The sequence below is a fragment of the Yersinia sp. 2466 StPb PI genome (assembly GCF_041538325.1).
In the GTDB taxonomy this organism is placed as follows: Bacteria; Pseudomonadota; Gammaproteobacteria; order Enterobacterales; family Enterobacteriaceae; genus Yersinia; species Yersinia enterocolitica_E.
The window spans coordinates 4,482,588-4,500,725 of record NZ_JAULSL010000001.1 but is presented as its reverse complement, the minus strand read 5'-3'; the positions used below and the strand labels follow the sequence as shown (position 1 = coordinate 4,500,725).

Below are 18,138 nucleotides of genomic sequence, written 5' to 3'. Positions count from 1 at the left end.
TTCGGCACCGCTGAAGTATCAGGGTTAGTTGCATGGTCCTCTTCTGTATGATGTTGAGAATACTGCGAATAAGCAGTTACCTTAATACCAGGTGAGGTGGGGCTTTCATCGGAGTTCTGGTACACTTCCTCGAAAGATTGACTGAAAAGCAGGCACAGAAAATGGTAGATCAGGAGAAGGAAACCACTCATTTTGGTTTCCGCACCGTAGCCAAAGAACAGAAAGAAGGCATGGTGGCAGAAGTTTTTCATTCCGTAGCCGCCAAATACGATCTGATGAATGACCTGATGTCGTTCGGTGTTCACCGTATTTGGAAGCGTTTTACCATTGACTGTAGTGGTGTTCGGCGCGGTCAACGGGTATTAGATCTGGCGGGTGGCACCGGAGATTTAACGGCCAAGTTCTCTCGCCTTGTGGGTGAGCAGGGTGAAGTGGTTCTGGCTGATATCAATGAATCGATGTTGCGTATGGGTAGAGAAAAGCTACGTGACAAAGGTATTGTAGGTAATGTCAGTTATGTGCAGGCTAATGCTGAGGCTTTACCTTTCCCTGATAATTACTTTGATTGTATTACCATTTCATTTGGCCTGCGAAATGTAACCGAAAAAGAAAAAGCCTTACGCTCTATGTTTCGGGTATTAAAGCCCGGTGGTCGTTTGTTGGTTCTCGAATTCTCCAAACCACTTCTGGAACCTTTGAGCAAAGCCTACGATGCTTATTCCTTCCATATTTTGCCCAAGATTGGCGAACTTGTGGCCCAGGACTCTGAAAGTTACCGTTATTTAGCGGAGTCTATTCGGATGCACCCCGATCAAGAAACGCTGAAAGGCATGATGGTAGATGCCGGGTTTGAAAACGTAACCTATTCCAATTTAACCGGTGGCATTGTTGCGTTACATCGGGGCTTTAAGTTTTAACAGGAATATGGCTATGCCGCTAAAATCACTGATATCTAAATCCTTCTCACTGAAACCTATGTTGCTGTCGCAACTCATTACTGCTGCGATAGAAACATCATTAAACAGTGTGCTGTTTCGCGATAAAAGCATGAAGGCTGCACGTTTACGCTTGGTAGGGAAAGTCCTGCGGATCGAGTTACGTGAGATCAATTTTCCTTTGCTGTTGGTATTTAGTGAACGGCAGGTTGACGTGTTAAGTCAATGGGATGGTGATGCGGATTGCATAGTTAAAACGGAAGTTGCTGTGTTGGCAAAACTGCGGGATCGCCAGCAACTTTCACCTTTGATGCGTAGCGGTAAACTGATTGTTGAAGGCGATATACAAGTGGTTCAGCAAGTTGTCGCGCTTTTGGATCTTGCTGAGTGGGATCCGGCTGAGTGGCTGGCGCCCTATATCGGTGATATTGCCGCGGAAACCATCGGGCAGGTTGCGCATAAAAGTAGCTATTTTCTGAGTGGACAATTGCAGCAGCAACAACACTATCTGGCTGAAGCAATAACCGAAGAATGGAAAGTGGCTCCAGCACCGCTGGAAGTGGTGTGGTTTAACGAAGAGGTTGATGCCACAGCCCGTGCAACTGAGGCATTGAATGCCAGATTGGCAACCATGGAGAAAAAATAATGACGCCAGGAGAACTTCGGCGCCTGTATCTAATTATTCGGGTTTTCTTGAGCTACGGGTTAGATGAGTTAATCCCGAATATCCGTTTGACGTTACCACTACGTATTGGCCGTCATCTGTTTTTCTGGTTGCCGAATCGACATAAAGATAAGCCATTGGGTGAGCGTTTACGCCTTGCCTTACAAGAATTAGGACCAGTCTGGATCAAATTTGGTCAGATGATGTCTACTCGCCGTGATCTCTTCCCACCGGAAATTGCCGATCAACTTGCCCTATTACAAGACCGGGTTGCTTCATTTGATGGCGCACTCGCACGAAAGTATATTGAAATAGCAATGGGTGGGCCATTAGAAACCTGGTTTGACGATTTTGATCAGCAAGCTTTGGCCTCCGCCTCAATTGCTCAGGTACATACGGCGCGTTTAAAAGAGAACGGTCAGGAAGTGGTCCTGAAAGTGATTCGCCCTGATATCTTGCCGATTATCAAAGCAGATGTGCGCTTGATGTACCGGCTGGCTGGCTGGGTACCTAAGTTGTTGCCTGATGGACGTAGATTACGGCCACGCGAAGTGGTGCGTGAATACGAAAAAACCCTGCTTGATGAGCTGAACCTGCTGCGTGAGGCAGCTAATGCTATCCAATTACGTCGTAATTTTGAAAACAGCCCAATGCTCTATATTCCCGAAGTCTATTCCGATTATTGCCGGGAAAGTGTATTGGTGATGGAGCGTATTTACGGCATTCCGGTATCTGATATTACGGCTTTAGAAAGCCAAGGTACCAATATGAAGTTGCTGGCCGAACGTGGGGTTCAAGTCTTCTTCACCCAAGTTTTTCGTGACAGTTTTTTCCATGCAGATATGCATCCGGGGAATATTTTTGTCAGCTATGAGCATCCTCATGATCCACTTTACATCGGTATTGACTGCGGTATTGTAGGCTCATTGAACAAAGCAGATAAGCGCTATTTGGCTGAAAACTTTATTGCTTTCTTTAATAGGGATTATCGGCGGGTTGCGGAACTGCACGTTGATTCAGGCTGGGTTCCCCGTGATACCAATGTTGAGGATTTTGAGTTCGCTATTCGCACTGTTTGTGAACCCATTTTTGAAAAACCACTGGCCGAAATATCGTTTGGACATGTGTTGTTGAATCTCTTTAACACTGCGCGCCGCTTTAATATGGAAGTGCAGCCACAGTTGGTTCTGCTACAAAAAACCTTATTGTATGTCGAAGGCTTGGGTCGTCAGTTGTATCCTCAGCTTGATCTCTGGACAACAGCGAAACCGTTCCTGGAAAGCTGGCTACGGGATCAAGTCGGTCTGCCTGCTGTTATCCGGGCATTGAAAGAAAAGGCACCTTTTTGGGCAGAAAAATTTCCTGAGTTGCCGGAATTGGTTTACGACAGCTTGCAGCAACATAAATTATTACAGCAAAGTGTTGATAAACTAACCACCCAGATGCAAGGTCAGCAACAACGTCAGGGTCAGTCACGGTATTTGTTCGGTGTTGGCGCTACACTATTAGTCAGTGGTACCATTTTATTTTTGGCGGATGCGGTAGAAATCTCTACGGGATGTATTATCGCAGGCGCATTGGCTTGGTTTATCGGTTGGCGACGAACCAGTTAATTTGTTTATTGCTAAGAGTGCCGGTTAATGGGCGAGAGCATAGCTTGGGCGTTATGTATGAGTGTTATGTAAAAGTTGTTCAAGAAGTCATTCATCAGTTAAAAACGCTATGCGCGAGTTCAAAATGCGGTAAGTTAGATTAGTATCCAAAGAGGCAGTATGACGTATAATGCGGCCCTCTGTGGAATAACCCCTGTAATATAGAGGTGAATGTGATGGGCGGTATAAGTATTTGGCAGTTGTTAATCATTGCCGTGATTGTCGTTCTGCTGTTTGGCACGAACAAACTGCGGACTTTGGGGTCAGACCTGGGTGCATCCATCAAAGGCTTTAAAAAGGCAATTGGTGATGATCCACAGACTCCTCCAACTAACACTGATAAAACCAGCAATGATGCTGATTTTGCAAAATCGATTACTGAAAAACAGCAGCCGGTAGTTAAAGCTGAAGAGTCTAAGAGTCACGACAAAGAGCAGGGATAAGCTGTGTTCGACATCGGGTTTAGTGAACTGCTGCTGGTACTTGTGATCGGCCTAGTCGTGCTTGGGCCGGAAAGATTACCGGTTGCTGTAAGAACGGTTGCCGGTTGGATTCGTACACTACGTTCACTGGCGGCAACCGTACAAAACGAGTTGGCACAAGAACTTAAGATTCAAGAGTTGCAAGACAGCCTGAAAAAAGCAGAACAGGCTGGCTTGCAGAATCTGACACCGGAGTTGAAAGCTTCGATGGATGAACTTAAGGAAGCCGCAGAAGCGCTGAAACGTTCTTATCACTCAGACGTTAGCTCCCAGGCACCGCATACTATCCATAATCCACTGGTGACTGAGCCGGAAGCGATTCATGATGGTGTTACGCCTGCGGAGTCCGCAACTCAAGTTTCGGCATCACCGCAAATTCCTGATGTCGATAATGCGGGCGCGTTGGTGACAATTAAACCAACTGTTGAAACTGTGCCTGCTGGCGTTGAGAAACCCGTAGTTCAGGTTGAGGAATCTGTTAAGCCTATTCCTACTGTAGCCGGGGATCTTGTGACTGTTACGAATCCATCCGTAACCAAGGTCCAAACTACCGCAACTGACTCCCATAGCACTGATTCATTCAGTACTGAACAATCTCGAACTCACCAACCTGGCGGCGATCGGTAAACATGGCTGTTGATGATACCCAACCCTTAATCACTCATTTGATAGAACTGCGTAAGCGGCTATTGAATTGCATAATCACTATTTTGGTGGTTTTTCTGGTATTGGTATTTTTTGCCAATGATATTTATCACTTGGTATCAGCACCGTTAATCAAACAGTTGCCCGCCGGTGCCAGTATGATCGCAACAGATGTTGCATCACCTTTCTTTACCCCGATTAAATTGACCATGATGGTCTCGGTGTTTGTTTCCGCACCGATGATCCTTTATCAGGTGTGGGCTTTCATTGCCCCAGCGTTATATAAGCATGAACGCCGTCTGATGGTGCCGCTGCTTATCTCCAGCAGCCTATTGTTTTATCTGGGTATGGCATTTGCTTACTTTGTGGTTTTCCCGTTAGCTTTTGGTTTTTTTGCCAAAACAGCACCGGAAAGCGTGCTGATTGCCACGGATATCACTAAATACCTTGATTTTGTTATGGCGCTCTTTATGGCTTTTGGTATTTCTTTTGAAGTCCCAATTGCGATAATTCTACTGTGCTGGGCAGGGGTTACAACGCCCGAGGCATTGAAGAAAAAACGCCCTTATGTATTTGTCGGCGCTTTTGTTGTCGGCATGCTTCTCACCCCGCCAGATGTACTGTCTCAGACATTATTGGCGATCCCGATGTATCTGCTCTTTGAGGTTGGGGTGTTCTTTGCTCGTTTTTATACGGGTAAGCAACGCCGGGTAGATATTGACGAAGAGGATGAAGAAGCGGATAGCCATCCGAAAGTACCTTAAATCTGTGGGTATATGCCTGGATATTTTAGCCGCCCTTTGAGGCGGCTTCTGTTTTGGAACGTTCATGTTTGATATTGGTGTGAATTTAACCAGCGCGCAATTTGCCAAAGATTACGATCAAGTGGTCAACAGAGCCAAAACTGCTGCAGTTACCGGTATGCTTATTACTGGTACTGATGCTGAAGAAAGTCAGGCGGCACTGGAGCTTACCCTTGCCTATCCCGGCTACTGCTGGTCAACTGCGGGTGTTCATCCCCATCAGGCGAGTTGTTGGCAAATAGATGTTGAACAGCAAATCAGATTATTAGCAGCGAATGCGGCAGTAGTCGCTATTGGTGAATGCGGACTGGATTTTAACCGCAATTTTTCTACTCCAGTAGCACAAGAAGTCGCATTTACTGCACAGCTGGCGCTGGCTGCCGAACTCGAACTGCCGGTATTTTTACATTGCCGCGATGCCCACGAACGTTTCATTGCCTTGCTTGCGCCTTGGCTAGATAAGCTCCCCGCTGCGGTTGTGCATTGTTTTACTGGCACGGCTGATGAGTTGGACTCTTGTCTGGCATTAGGCTTATCTATTGGTATTACCGGTTGGGTGTGCGATGAGCGTCGTGGTCTTGAGCTGCGGGCGTTACTGCCACGTATTCCTGTTCAGCAATTGTTGCTAGAAACAGATGCCCCCTATTTATTGCCAAGGGATTTACATCCTAAGCCGGCATCCCGCCGCAATGAACCCTGCTTTCTACCCCATATCGTCCAGCAGGTTGCTGTCTGGCGACAAGAAGACCCTAAATGGCTGGGGCAGAAAACTGATGAAAACGCCCGCCGGATTTTCCGGTTGGTTTGAGTTAGGAGAACAAGATGAGCTATGCATTTCCGGGCACCTTCCCTGGTCGCCGTATGCGCCGTGTGCGCCGTCATGATTTCAGTCGTCGTCTGGTCGCAGAGAATCAGCTGACAGTCAATGATCTGATCTATCCGGTGTTTGTTATGGAGGGGACCAACCAGCAGCAAGCCGTCCCGTCAATGCCGGGTGTTTCACGTATGACGATCGATCTGCTAGTGAAAGAAGCTGAGGCCATAGCTAAGCTAGGTGTGCCGGTCATATCGCTGTTTCCAGTTATTGAATCTAGCTTGAAATCATTACATGCCGAAGAAGCCTATAATCCGAATGGCTTAGTACAAAGAACCGTGCGTGCGTTAAAGGACGCAGTACCAGAGTTAGGTATCCTTACTGATGTTGCTCTCGATCCTTATACAACCCACGGGCAAGATGGGGTAATTGATACCGATGGTTATGTCATTAATGACATAACTAAAGAGATTTTAGTCCGTCAGGCGTTATCACACGCCGAGGCTGGTGCCGAGATTGTCGCGCCAAGCGACATGATGGATGGACGCATCGGTGCAGTGCGCGATCAACTAGAGCTACAAGGGTTGGTGAATACGCAAATTATGGCCTATTCAGCGAAATATGCGTCTTGCTACTATGGCCCATTCCGTGATGCCATTGGCTCTAGCAGTAATCTGAAAGGTGGGAATAAGAAAACCTATCAGATGGACCCGGCCAACAGTGATGAGGCTTTACAAGAGATTGCTCAGGACTTGCAGGAAGGTGCTGATATGGTAATGGTTAAGCCGGGGATGCCATATTTGGATGTGGTACGTAGGGTGAAAGATACCTTTGGTGTGCCGACCTTCGCCTATCAGGTGTCAGGCGAATATGCTATGCATATGGCTGCCTTCCAGAATGGCTGGCTGCAAGAGAAACCAACCGTTATGGAGTCTCTGTTGTGCTTTAAGCGTGCCGGTGCTGATGGGGTATTAACTTATTTCGCCAAGCAAGTCGCACAATGGTTACATGACGATCATATGCAACGTTAAGCCATGGGGATGGTTGTTGATAAGGTAGGTACCGAGCGTGCCTACCTTGGCAGATATATTATTGCTTTTCGAATTGACGATTATCCAAACTTTGCATCACTTGGCTATTAAGCATGTTCAGTAACAACATTGAGCGCGCTTCACCGTCTGGTTCAGTATAAATCGCCTGTAACCCAGCAAAAACACCCTCAGTGATCGTCACGATATCGCCTGGAACCGGCACCTCTGGAGCAATGATTTTATCCGTTGTATGAGATTGCATCTCGGCAATAACAATTGCTGGGATCACAGCGGGTTGTGCGCCAAAACGGACGAAGTGGCTTACACCACGTGTTGCGCTGATTGTTGTGGTGTGAATATGTTCAGGATCGAACTCCACAAACAGATAGTTAGGGAATAAGGGCTCAGTCGCCTCAATGCGTTTCCCTCGCACTATCTTTTCGATAGTCACTATCGGTGTCCAGCAATCCACAGTTTGCCGCTCTAAATGTTCTTTGGCGCGCAAAAGCTGACCACGTTTACAATATAATAAATGCCAGTGTTTCATAATTTCACATGCCTTTAAGTACTACTTGGCAGCATAACAAAAGTAGAAGGATATATATAGAGAGGAAGAATACATCAGTCAGGATATATAGTTTGTTATACAAAGATTTAGTCTATTTTATATCGACAAAATCATATTTGTACTGATGATAATTAGCGATAAATTGCAGCATGATATTTTTTTGAGTGAGCCTGTATTCATTTTTAACAAAAAGACAGCAACTGCTATAAAGACAGCCTATAATGGCGCATCACATAGCCGCCGAAATGATCAGCATGAAATACCGTGACTTACGTGACTTCCTCTCGTTGCTGGAACAGAGGGGTGAACTTAAACGTATTAGCCAGCCCATTGATCCCTATCTGGAAATGACAGAAATTGCCGACCGTACCTTACGCGCCGGTGGGCCTGCATTACTGTTTGAAAACCCTAAGGGTTACACAATGCCCGTATTGTGTAACTTGTTTGGTACGGCCAAACGGGTTGCCATGGGCATGGGGCAAGAAGATGTCAGCGCCCTGCGAGATGTTGGCAAGTTGTTGGCTTTCCTGAAAGAGCCGGATCCGCCGAAAGGTTTCCGTGATTTATTCGATAAACTGCCGAAATTTAAGCAAGTGTTGAATATGCCAACGAAATGCTTGAGTTCGGCTCCTTGTCAGGAGCAAGTTTGGCAGGGCGATGATGTCGATCTTAGCCGCATTCCAGTTATGCATTGCTGGCCTGAGGATGCAGCTCCGTTAGTATCGTGGGGGCTGACTATTACGCGTGGCCCGCATAAAGAACGACAAAACCTGGGTATCTACCGCCAACAAGTGTTGGGTAAAAACAGATTAATTATGCGCTGGTTATCCCATCGTGGCGGCGCTTTGGACTATCAAGAGTGGTGTGAAGCACACCCCGGTGAACGTTTCCCCGTCGCCGTCGCCTTGGGCGCAGATCCTGCGACTATTCTGGCTGCGGTAACCCCGGTTCCCGATACGCTGTCTGAATATGCTTTTGCCGGTTTGTTGCGCGGGCATAAAACAGAGGTCGTAAAGTGCCTTTCCAACTCACTTGAAGTTCCTGCGAGTGCAGAAATTGTATTGGAAGGATATATTGAGCAGGGTGATATGGCGCCAGAAGGCCCTTATGGTGATCATACGGGTTATTATAATGAGATAGATAGCTTCCCTGTTTTTACGGTCACACATATTACTCAGCGCAAAGATGCAATTTACCATTCCACTTATACGGGTCGTCCACCGGATGAACCTGCGGTGATGGGGGTTGCGCTGAATGAAGTGTTTGTTCCTATTTTACAAAAGCAATTCCCGGAAATTGTTGATTTCTATCTTCCGCCCGAGGGGTGCTCATACCGGCTGGCTGTTGTAACCATCAAGAAACAATATGCAGGGCATGCTAAACGCGTAATGATGGGGGTTTGGTCGTTTTTACGTCAGTTTATGTATACAAAATTTGTTATTGTTTGTGATGATGATATTAATGCTCGTGATTGGAATGATGTCATTTGGGCAATTACGACCCGAATGGACCCATCCCGCGATACGGTGTTGATTGAAAATACACCAATAGATTATTTGGATTTCGCTTCACCGGTTTCCGGTTTAGGATCGAAAATGGGGCTGGATGCCACCAATAAGTGGCCTGCTGAGACTTCGCGTGAATGGGGGCGTCCAATTAAAATGGATGAAGACGTTCGCGCCCGTATTGATGCTATTTGGGATGAGCTCGCCATTTTCAGTGACAAAGAGACGAAACGCTAACCGGCGTCGATTTTGTCCTTGGTTTTGCATTTGATGACCCGACAGAGGGAAGGCATGACAACTTTAAGCTGTAAAGTAACCTCCGTAGAGGCCATTACCGATACGGTGTACCGGGTGCAATTGGTGCCTGCATCTGCGTTTTCTTTCCGTGCTGGGCAGTATTTGATGGTAGTAATGGACGAGCGTGATAAGCGCCCATTCTCTATGGCATCCACGCCGTTGCAGCAAGACTTTATCGAGCTGCATATCGGGGCGTCGGAACTGAATCTGTACGCCATGGCAGTGATGGACCGTATTCTGAAAGAGAAAACGCTGGATGTGGATATTCCTCACGGAGAAGCATGGTTCCGTGAGGGTAGTGAACGTCCATTGGTCCTGATTGCTGGCGGCACTGGTTTTTCCTATGTGCGTTCAATTTTATTGGCGGCATTAGCCGAGCAACCTGACCGTGAAGTATCTATCTATTGGGGTGGGCGCGAAGCCGTGCATTTATATGATCTAAACGAGCTGGAAGCGCTGTCAATTAAGTATCCACAGTTGAAAGTTATCCCAGTGGTAGAGCAGCCGGAAGATGGGTGGCGTGGCCGCACAGGAACGGTATTGAGTGCTGTATTACAAGACTATGGCTCTCTTGCTGAGCAAGATATCTATATCGCTGGCCGTTTTGAAATGGCTAAAATTGCTCGTGAGCGTTTTTGTGCTGAGCGCGGCGCTCAGGAAGCGCATATCTATGGTGATGCTTTCGCCTTTATCTAATATACCAGTCATATTTGAAGCTGCATCGGTGTTAGCTGCCTTAGTGCAACTTCAATTATTTTGGGTATATTAAAATTTTATCCATATTGTTGTTTGTATCGCGGATAAAAAAAGCCCGCCCCTGACAGGCGGGAAAACGGCAACTAAACACCAGGTACAGCGGTTATAAGGGCCTGTATTCAGGCCCTTAATATTTTTCAGATTAATTCGTTTGGAGGTTATACGCGTTCAAAAATGGTCGCAATGCCTTGGCCTAAACCGATACACATGGTTGCCAAACCGAACTGCACGTCACGGCGTTCCATCAGATTAAGTAAGGTGGTAGAGATACGAGCACCTGAACAACCCAGTGGATGGCCTAATGCAATAGCGCCCCCATTCAGGTTCACTTTGTCATCCATGCTTTCCAGCAGACCCAACCCTTTCATGCAAGCCAGCGACTGAGCTGCAAACGCTTCGTTTAATTCAAATAAACCAATATCTTCCAAGGTTAGCCCGGCACGTTTTAATGCCAATTGGCTAGCGGGCACGGGGCCATAACCCATGGTTGACGGATCGCAACCCACCACGGCCATTGAGCGAATACGGGCTCGCGGTTTTAAACCTAATGATTTAGCTCGGGATTCACTCATGATAAGCATGGCAGAAGCGCCGTCGGATAATGCAGATGATGTTCCGGCAGTCACCGTGCCATTGACCGGATCAAAGGCTGGGCGCAATGCTGCCAAACCTGCGAGATTAGTTTCCGGGCGAATAACTTCATCGAAATCAAAACGTTTCAGGATACCATCAGCATCATGCCCATTGGTGGCGACAATCTCACTGGCAAAATGGCCCGTCTGAGTCGCGGCATAAGCGCGTTGGTGAGAGCGAACAGCAAATTCATCTTGAGATTGGCGGCTGATATTGTAGATTTTTGCCAGCATTTCAGCAGTTAATCCCATCATTCCGGCGGCTTTAGCCACAGTTCGGCCCATACCTGGATGGAAGTCCACACCGTGATTCATTGGCACATGACCCATATGCTCTACGCCACCAATCAAACTGATTTGTGCATCACCCACCATGATGGCTCTGGCACCATCATGTAAAGCTTGCATTGATGAACCACACAGGCGATTAACAGTAACGGCTGGTACGCTATGGGGGATTTCTGCCAGTAAAGAAGCATTGCGAGCGATGTTAAAACCCTGCTCCAATGTCTGCTGCACACAACCCCAATAGATATCGTCAATTTCGGCCGCGTTTAGCCCAGGATTACGGCTCAGAACCTCACGCATTAAGTGAGCGGAGAGATCTTCAGCCCGAACCTGACGGAATGCGCCCCCTTTGGAGCGGCCCATAGGTGTACGGACGGCATCAATAATGACTACATTTTCCATATTTTCAGACCTCATGCCGGTTGACTGGTAGAAACATCAAGCAGCGCTGCTGCCACAGGATAATAGCTTTCGTTGTGTTCAGCTTTGGCTCTCAGCCCTGCGGGGACTTGATACAGCGCGCCAAGGTGAGCATAGCGCTGGGCCATTTCGACATAGTTTGTACTGCCGATAGTATCGAGATAACGGAACACGCCCCCGTGGAAAGGAGGGAAGCCAAGACCATATACCAACGCCATATCACCTTCGGCTGGGCTGGCAATAATGCCTTCTTCCAGGCATCGCACCACTTCATTGATCATCGGTATCATGGTGCGGGCAATAATATCGTCGTCACTGAATTTCTGAATCGGTTGGCTAACTGTTGCCAGCAAGTTATCCACAATTTCGTCATTTTCTTTACGCGGCTTACCTTTTGCATCTTGGGTATAGCGGTAGAAGCCTTGGCCATTTTTTTGGCCAAATCGTTGGTTATCGAACATCACGTCAACCGCATCGCGATAATCTTTGTTCATCCGATCAGGGAAGCCAACGGCCATCACGGCTTGTGCATGGTGTGCGGTATCAATACCCACGACATCTAGCAGATAGGCTGGTCCCATCGGCCAGCCAAACTGTTTTTCCATCACTTTATCAATTTGGCGGAAGTCAGCACCGTCTCTAACCAACATGCCAAAGCCAGCCAGATAAGGGAATAACACGCGGTTAACGAAGAAGCCTGGGCAATCATTAACCACTATTGGTGTTTTACCCATTTGTGTGGCGTATGCCACCACCGCAGCGATGGTTTTATCTGAGGTTTTGCTGCCACGAATGATTTCAACCAACGGCATGCGGTGCACGGGGTTGAAGAAGTGCATACCGCAGAAATTCTCAGGGCGTTTAAGTGATTTTGCGAGTTGGTCGATAGGGATTGTAGAGGTATTAGAAGCAAGTACCGTATCTTCGCCGATCAGTGCTTCAGCCTCTGCCAGCACCGCAGCTTTGATTTTGGGATTTTCCACTACCGCTTCCACAATGACCTGAGCACGCTCAATGCCGGTGTAATCCAGAGTGGGTTGGATAGTCGCTAAAATGTTTGCCATTTTCAGGCCATCCACTTTGCCGCGTTCCAACTGTTTATTCAGTAATTTGGCCGCTTCGTTCATCCCCAGAATCAGGGATTTGTCATTAATATCTTTCATAATGACTGGCACACCTTTCAGTGCTGACTGATAGGCAATCCCACCCCCCATAATCCCGGCGCCCAAAACTGCTGCTTGTTTCGGTGCACTAACACCTTTCGACAGTTTTTTCGCCTGCCCTTTCACAAATTGGTCGTTGAGGAATATCCCAACTAACGCGCGTGCTTCATTGGAACCTGCCAACGGGACAAAACTGTTGGTTTCCAGTTTCAATGCTTCAGCTCGGCCAAGTTTAGCGGCAGCTTCGATGGTTTTTACTGCAACCAGTGGTGCTGGGTAGTGCTTCCCGGCGACTTGCATCACCATGCCTTTAGCAATGGTAAAGCACATGGCCGCTTCAGTTGAATTGAGTTTCAGTGGGTCAAGTTTCGGCTGACGCGCGGCTTTCCAGTTCAGCTTGCCGTCAATCGCCTGTTTCAGCATGATTAGGGCGGCATCGGCCAGTTTTTCGGGGGTGACAACGGCATCAACCAAACCAATTTTTAATGCTTCAGCGGCATTCACATCTTTGCCTGCGGCAATAATTTCTAATGCACTGTCCGCACCTAACAAACGTGGTAACCGCACAGAACCGCCAAAGCCTGGCATGATGCCCAACTTGGTTTCCGGCAGACCGATCCGTGTTTCTGGCGAGGCAACACGGAAATCTGTGGCCAGAATACATTCACAGCCACCACCTAATGCATATCCATTGATCGCAGAAATGGTCGGAACCGGTAAATCTTCCAGACGGTTGAAAATATCATTAGCAAAAACCAACCACTGGTGCAGCTTTTCTGGTGGGGCATTAAACAGGGATAAAAATTCGGTGATATCGGCACCGACGATAAAGGCCGCTTTGGCGGAGCGCAACAGCAACCCTTTGAGTTCGCTTTGTTTCTCTAACACCGTTAGGGCTTCACCCAGATTGGCTACAGTTTTAGTATCCAGCTTATTTACTGAACCCGGTGCATCAAACACCAACTCGGCAATGCCGTTTTCCAACCAGTGAAGCTGTAGTGTTTCGCTTTGGTAGAGCATATCTATCTCCTGAATAAGCGCATGTGATCTGGTATGACCAGATATTCAGGAAGTGTGGATATTTTGTTAACGAATTGCAAATAAGAGATTGATTTTTTGCAGTGAAGATCACAGTCATTCAGATGGGGTAATTGATTTCTATCATATTTATTCGCAGTGGATTGGAGGGGGAAATATTCAGTTTTGGGGGGCGGGTAATGTATTTGATAGGCAGATAAGCGGTCGCTAAAACATGATTCTGGCGACTATGATAAGATGAAAAAAATTAAGTTCTAATAGCAAAGGGTACTGTGATGGAAACGCTGGCTTCTTTATATAACGAACATTTATCCACTCTACAACAGCGCACCCGCGATGTGCTGGAACGCCATCAGTTAGACGCTTTACTGATTCATTCCGGTGAGTTACAACGTATTTTTCTCGATGACCGCGACTATCCTTTTAAAGCCAATGCGCAGTTCAAAGCTTGGGTGCCGGTCACTCAAGTACCAAACTGTTGGTTATGGGTCGATGGGGTTAATACACCAAAATTATGGTTTTATTCCCCAGTTGATTATTGGCACAGTGTTGAGCCATTACCAGATAGCTTCTGGACCAAGGCTATCGATATCCAGCCATTAGCCAATGCAGATGATATTGCCCAGCAATTACCGGTGCAACGGGAGCGTGTGGCCTATATCGGTTATGCCCAACAACGTGCGCAGGCGCTGGGGTTTAGTGCTGAAAACATTAACCCGCAACCAGTATTGGATTACCTGCATTTCTATCGTTCTTATAAAACGGATTATGAACTGGCTTGTATGCGTGAAGCACAGAAGACGGCAGTTGTCGGTCATCGTGCAGCACATGAAGCATTCCAGTCCGGTATGAGTGAGTTCGATATCAATCTGGCCTATCTGATGGCTACCGGTCATCGTGATACTGATGTCCCTTACGATAATATTGTTGCGCTGAATGAACACTCGGCGGTACTTCATTACACCACGTTCGAACATCAGCCTCCGGCAGAAATGCGTAGTTTCTTGATGGATGCCGGTGCGGAATATAACGGTTATGCCGCAGATCTGACTCGCACTTACGCCGCAAACAGTGATAGCGATTTTGCCGCGTTGGTTAATGACCTTAATACCGAGCAGCTTGAACTGATCAAAACCATTAAAAGTGGTGAGCGCTATACCGATTACCATATCCAGATGCACCAGCGCATTGCGAAGTTATTGCGTACGCATCATCTGGTTACCGGTATCAGTGAAGAGGCCATGGTCGAACAAGGCATTACCTGCCCATTCCTGCCGCACGGGTTAGGCCATCCTCTTGGGCTACAAGTGCATGATACTGCTGGTTTTATGCAAGATGATAAAGGCACCCATCTTGGCGCACCATCCAAATATCCTTACTTGCGTTGTACGCGTATTTTACAACCGCGTATGGTACTGACTATTGAGCCGGGTCTGTACTTCATCGAATCTCTGCTGGCACCTTGGCGTAACGGTGAGTTCAGCAAGTATTTCAATTGGGAACGTATTGATGCGCTGAAGCCTTATGGCGGTATTCGTATAGAAGATAATATCGTTATTCACGATAACCGGGTTGAGAACATGACACGTGACCTGAAACTGGCCTGATGCAGCCTTATCTAATCCCTGCAAGTCCGGTGACTATCAGCGAAGAGATCAAAAAAAGTCGTTTTATCACCTTGCTGGCCCATACCAGTGGGGTGAGTGAAGCGAAAGATTTTGTTCAGCAGGTTAAGCAGCAGCATCCCACCGCCCGGCATCATTGCTGGGCTTTTGTTGCCGGCAAGCCGACGGATTCGCAGCAATTAGGTTTTTCTGATGATGGTGAGCCCTCAGGTACTGCGGGTAAACCTATCTTGGCTCAACTGATGGGGAGTGGCATTGGTGAGATAACCGCAGTAGTTGTGCGCTATTATGGTGGCATCAAACTCGGTACTGGTGGGTTAGTAAGGGCTTATGGTAGCGGTGTTCAACAAGCGTTAAAACAGATCGAAGTAAAATATAAAGTCCCACAGGTAGAATATACTTTGCAGTGTGACTATGGGCAGCTTGCCATAGTAGAAACCTTGTTACAGCAGGTTGAAGGCCAGATTATACGGAGTGAGTACGCACAATTCGTAACGCTTCATCTCTCTTTGCCAGCAACTCAAGCCAGTCAGGTTGGGGACAAATTGCGTGATCTCAGTCGTGGTACGTTGCAATTGACGCCCATTTCGCAATAATCCCCATCCAAGTGAATTGCTAAGGAACGTGCCGGAATGCATTTTCGTGCCATAACCCGTATTGTTGGTCTGCTGGTCATCTTATTCTCTGGAACAATGTTTATTCCCGGACTGGTGGCATTGATCTATCGTGATGGTGCCGGCCGTGCCTTCAGCGAAACCTTTTTTGTTGCTCTGGCAATTGGCCTCTTTCTTTGGTTGCCGAACCGAAAACAGAAGCATGAGTTAAAGCCTCGTGAGGGCTTTCTCATCGTGGTTCTGTTCTGGACGGTGCTGGGCAGTGTAGGGGCATTACCTTTCTTATTCTCAGAGCGGCCTAATCTTTCATTAACGGATGCATTCTTTGAATCATTCTCCGGGCTGACTACTACTGGCGCGACCACATTAGTAGGGTTAGATTCACTGCCGAAAGCCATTCTATTTTATCGCCAAATGCTGCAATGGCTCGGCGGTATGGGGATAATCGTGTTAGCGGTGGCTATCCTGCCTATCTTGGGGGTCGGGGGAATGCAGCTCTATCGGGCGGAAATGCCTGGCCCATTGAAAGATAATAAAATGCGGCCCCGCATTGCGGAGACAGCTAAAACCCTGTGGCTTATCTATGTCTTACTGACCATTGCTTGCGCGCTGTCTTTATGGGGGGCAGGGATGTCGGTATTTGATGCAATCTCCCACAGCTTCTCGACAATTGCGATTGGCGGCTTCTCGACCCATGACGCCAGTATCGGTTACTTCAACAGCCCAACTATTAACACCATTATCGCTATCTTCTTGCTGATTTCTGGTTGTAACTTTGGTTTGCACTTCGCGGTATTGAGTGGGCGCAGTTTAAAAGTTTATTGGCGTGACCCTGAATTCCGTATGTTTATCTTTGTCCAATTGACACTGGTCGCCGTGTGTACCTTGGTGCTTTGGTATCATAATGTCTATAAATCCGGTCTGGAGACGATAAATCAGGCATTTTTCCAAGTAGTATCAATGGCTACTACTGCGGGTTTCACCACTGACAGTATTTCAAAATGGCCGTTGTTCCTGCCGATACTCTTATTATGTTCTGCGTTTATTGGTGGTTGTGCGGGCTCAACCGGTGGCGGCCTGAAAGTTATCCGTATTCTGTTGCTCTACCTGCAAGGTTCGCGTGAGTTAAAGCGACTGGTCCACCCGAATGCGGTTTATACCATCAAATTGGGGCGGCGGGCGCTGCCGGAACGAATCCTGGAGGCGGTCTGGGGATTCTTCTCCGCGTATGCTCTGGTATTTATTATTAGCATGCTGGCTATTATCGCGACCGGTGTTGATGAGTTCTCTGCTTTCGCAGCGGTGACTGCGACGCTGAATAACCTTGGCCCTGGTCTGGGGGTGGTAGCTGATAACTTCACGTCGATGAACCCGGCCGCTAAGTGGATATTGGTGATCACCATGCTATTTGGTCGGTTAGAAGTTTTCACCCTGCTGGTTCTATTCACTCCAACATTCTGGCGTGAGTAATTCTGCATAAGGAACATTGCAATGAAAGTTCTGATTCTTTACTCCAGCCGAGATGGCCAAACACAGACTATTGCTTCTTATATAGCTAAACAGTTATCAGCGGCAGCTACCTGTGAAATACAGGACTTATCGCAGGTAGGGCAAATCGATCTGAATCAATACCAGCAAGTCATGATTGGTGCGTCGGTGCGTTATGGGCACTTCAGCCCAGTATTGAGTAAATTCGTCAACAAACACGTTGAACAACTTAATCAGATGCCGAGTGCGTTCTTTGCAGTGAATCTGACAGCACGCAAGCCGGAAAAGCGATCCCCGCAAACCAATGCCTATGTGCGTAAGTTCTTACTCAGTACCCCGTGGCAGCCAACGCTATGTACGGTATTTGCGGGCGCTTTGCGTTATCCCCGTTATCGCTGGATAGACCGGGTGATGATTCAACTTATTATGCGTATGACGGGCGGCGAAACGGATACCAGTAAAGAAGTTGAATATACGGATTGGCAACAGGTAAGCAGTTTTTCTCAGGATTTCTTGGCGCTACAGTACAAAAAATAGCAATAATGCCGTTTATCACGGCAAATCGTTGAAATAAAACGCGGTTGAAAAGTTTTTTCAAATTAGGGGTTGCAGGCTGTCAGGAACTCCCTATAATGCGCCTCCACTGACCGGGAACAACGAAACAGACTTCGCCGGGTCAGGAAGCGAAAAGAATGATTTTGACTTCGAAAGAAACCAA

17 protein-coding genes are annotated in these 18,138 nt (G+C 47.4%); 14 read left to right on the top strand and 3 right to left on the bottom strand.

The genetic code is table 11. The features are described 5' to 3' along the window. Nucleotides 1-161: 161 nt before the first annotated feature. The 8 genes from ubiE (at nucleotide 162) to hemB (ending at nucleotide 7,026) form a co-directional block, all read left to right on the top strand. Nucleotides 162-917, top strand: coding sequence for a bifunctional demethylmenaquinone methyltransferase/2-methoxy-6-polyprenyl-1,4-benzoquinol methylase UbiE (gene ubiE / locus Q2T72_RS20320; RefSeq protein ID WP_083162004.1), 756 nt, complete (start codon nucleotides 162-164; stop codon nucleotides 915-917). A 13-nt stretch (nucleotides 918-930) separates the two neighbouring features. After that, a complete protein-coding gene (locus Q2T72_RS20315; protein ID WP_372569740.1) occupies nucleotides 931-1,581 on the top strand; it encodes an SCP2 domain-containing protein in 651 nt (216 codons plus the stop codon). Next, nucleotides 1,581-3,212 carry a ubiquinone biosynthesis regulatory protein kinase UbiB gene (gene ubiB, locus Q2T72_RS20310; protein WP_083162008.1) on the top strand — a complete coding sequence of 544 codons (1,632 nt, stop codon included), beginning with the start codon at nucleotides 1,581-1,583 and terminating at the stop codon, nucleotides 3,210-3,212. The genes Q2T72_RS20315 and ubiB overlap by 1 nt, the downstream gene beginning before the upstream one ends. 215 nt (nucleotides 3,213-3,427) lie before the next feature. Then, complete coding sequence (gene tatA / locus Q2T72_RS20305) at nucleotides 3,428-3,694, top strand: Sec-independent protein translocase subunit TatA (protein ID WP_083162010.1); 267 nt, start codon at nucleotides 3,428-3,430, stop codon at nucleotides 3,692-3,694. A 3-nt stretch (nucleotides 3,695-3,697) separates the two neighbouring features. After that, on the top strand, nucleotides 3,698-4,360 hold the full coding sequence (gene tatB / locus Q2T72_RS20300; protein WP_083162012.1) for a Sec-independent protein translocase protein TatB: 663 nt from the start codon (nucleotides 3,698-3,700) through the stop codon (nucleotides 4,358-4,360). A 2-nt stretch (nucleotides 4,361-4,362) separates the two neighbouring features. After that, nucleotides 4,363-5,142, top strand: coding sequence for a Sec-independent protein translocase subunit TatC (gene tatC / locus Q2T72_RS20295; RefSeq protein ID WP_083162014.1), 780 nt, complete (start codon nucleotides 4,363-4,365; stop codon nucleotides 5,140-5,142). Nucleotides 5,143-5,206: 64 nt separating this feature from the next. Beyond that, a complete protein-coding gene (gene tatD, locus Q2T72_RS20290) occupies nucleotides 5,207-5,989 on the top strand; it encodes a 3'-5' ssDNA/RNA exonuclease TatD (RefSeq protein ID WP_372569739.1) in 783 nt (260 codons plus the stop codon). 14 nt (nucleotides 5,990-6,003) lie between these two features. Next, entirely contained in the window at nucleotides 6,004-7,026 is a 1,023-nt protein-coding gene (gene hemB, locus Q2T72_RS20285; protein ID WP_083162018.1) for a porphobilinogen synthase, read from the top strand. Between the two features lie 58 nt (nucleotides 7,027-7,084). On the opposite strand, the gene rfaH is transcribed toward hemB, so the two are convergent. Then, on the bottom strand, nucleotides 7,085-7,573 hold the full coding sequence (rfaH, locus tag Q2T72_RS20280) for a transcription/translation regulatory transformer protein RfaH (RefSeq protein ID WP_083162020.1): 489 nt from the start codon (nucleotides 7,571-7,573) through the stop codon (nucleotides 7,085-7,087). Nucleotides 7,574-7,839: 266 nt separating this feature from the next. Here rfaH and ubiD point away from each other — a divergent pair, with 266 nt between their 5' ends. Next, entirely contained in the window at nucleotides 7,840-9,336 is a 1,497-nt protein-coding gene (ubiD, locus tag Q2T72_RS20275) for a 4-hydroxy-3-polyprenylbenzoate decarboxylase (RefSeq protein WP_083164017.1), read from the top strand. 54 nt (nucleotides 9,337-9,390) lie between these two features. Then, nucleotides 9,391-10,092, top strand: coding sequence for an NAD(P)H-flavin reductase (gene fre, locus Q2T72_RS20270; protein ID WP_083162022.1), 702 nt, complete (start codon nucleotides 9,391-9,393; stop codon nucleotides 10,090-10,092). A 218-nt stretch (nucleotides 10,093-10,310) separates the two neighbouring features. On the opposite strand, the gene fadA is transcribed toward fre, so the two are convergent. Continuing rightward, nucleotides 10,311-11,474 carry an acetyl-CoA C-acyltransferase FadA gene (fadA, locus tag Q2T72_RS20265; protein WP_372569738.1) on the bottom strand — a complete coding sequence of 388 codons (1,164 nt, stop codon included), beginning with the start codon at nucleotides 11,472-11,474 and terminating at the stop codon, nucleotides 10,311-10,313. 11 nt (nucleotides 11,475-11,485) lie between these two features. Next, entirely contained in the window at nucleotides 11,486-13,675 is a 2,190-nt protein-coding gene (gene fadB, locus Q2T72_RS20260) for a fatty acid oxidation complex subunit alpha FadB (RefSeq protein WP_372569737.1), read from the bottom strand. 293 nt (nucleotides 13,676-13,968) lie between these two features. Between fadB and pepQ the strand changes: the two genes are divergently transcribed. Genes pepQ through hemG form a run of 4 tightly spaced genes read left to right on the top strand, consistent with a single transcriptional unit; the run spans nucleotide 13,969 to nucleotide 17,957 of the window. Beyond that, a complete protein-coding gene (pepQ, locus tag Q2T72_RS20255) occupies nucleotides 13,969-15,300 on the top strand; it encodes a Xaa-Pro dipeptidase (protein ID WP_083162028.1) in 1,332 nt (443 codons plus the stop codon). Then, entirely contained in the window at nucleotides 15,300-15,914 is a 615-nt protein-coding gene (locus Q2T72_RS20250) for an IMPACT family protein (RefSeq protein ID WP_083162030.1), read from the top strand. The genes pepQ and Q2T72_RS20250 overlap by 1 nt, the downstream gene beginning before the upstream one ends. Nucleotides 15,915-15,950: 36 nt before the next feature. Further along, nucleotides 15,951-17,402: a Trk system potassium transporter TrkH gene (gene trkH / locus Q2T72_RS20245; RefSeq protein WP_083162032.1), complete on the top strand. Its 1,452-nt coding sequence runs from the start codon at nucleotides 15,951-15,953 to the stop codon at nucleotides 17,400-17,402. Nucleotides 17,403-17,423: 21 nt separating this feature from the next. After that, nucleotides 17,424-17,957, top strand: a complete 534-nt coding sequence (gene hemG / locus Q2T72_RS20240) for a menaquinone-dependent protoporphyrinogen IX dehydrogenase (RefSeq protein ID WP_083162034.1) — start codon at nucleotides 17,424-17,426, stop codon at nucleotides 17,955-17,957. Nucleotides 17,958-18,138: the final 181 nt, after the last annotated feature.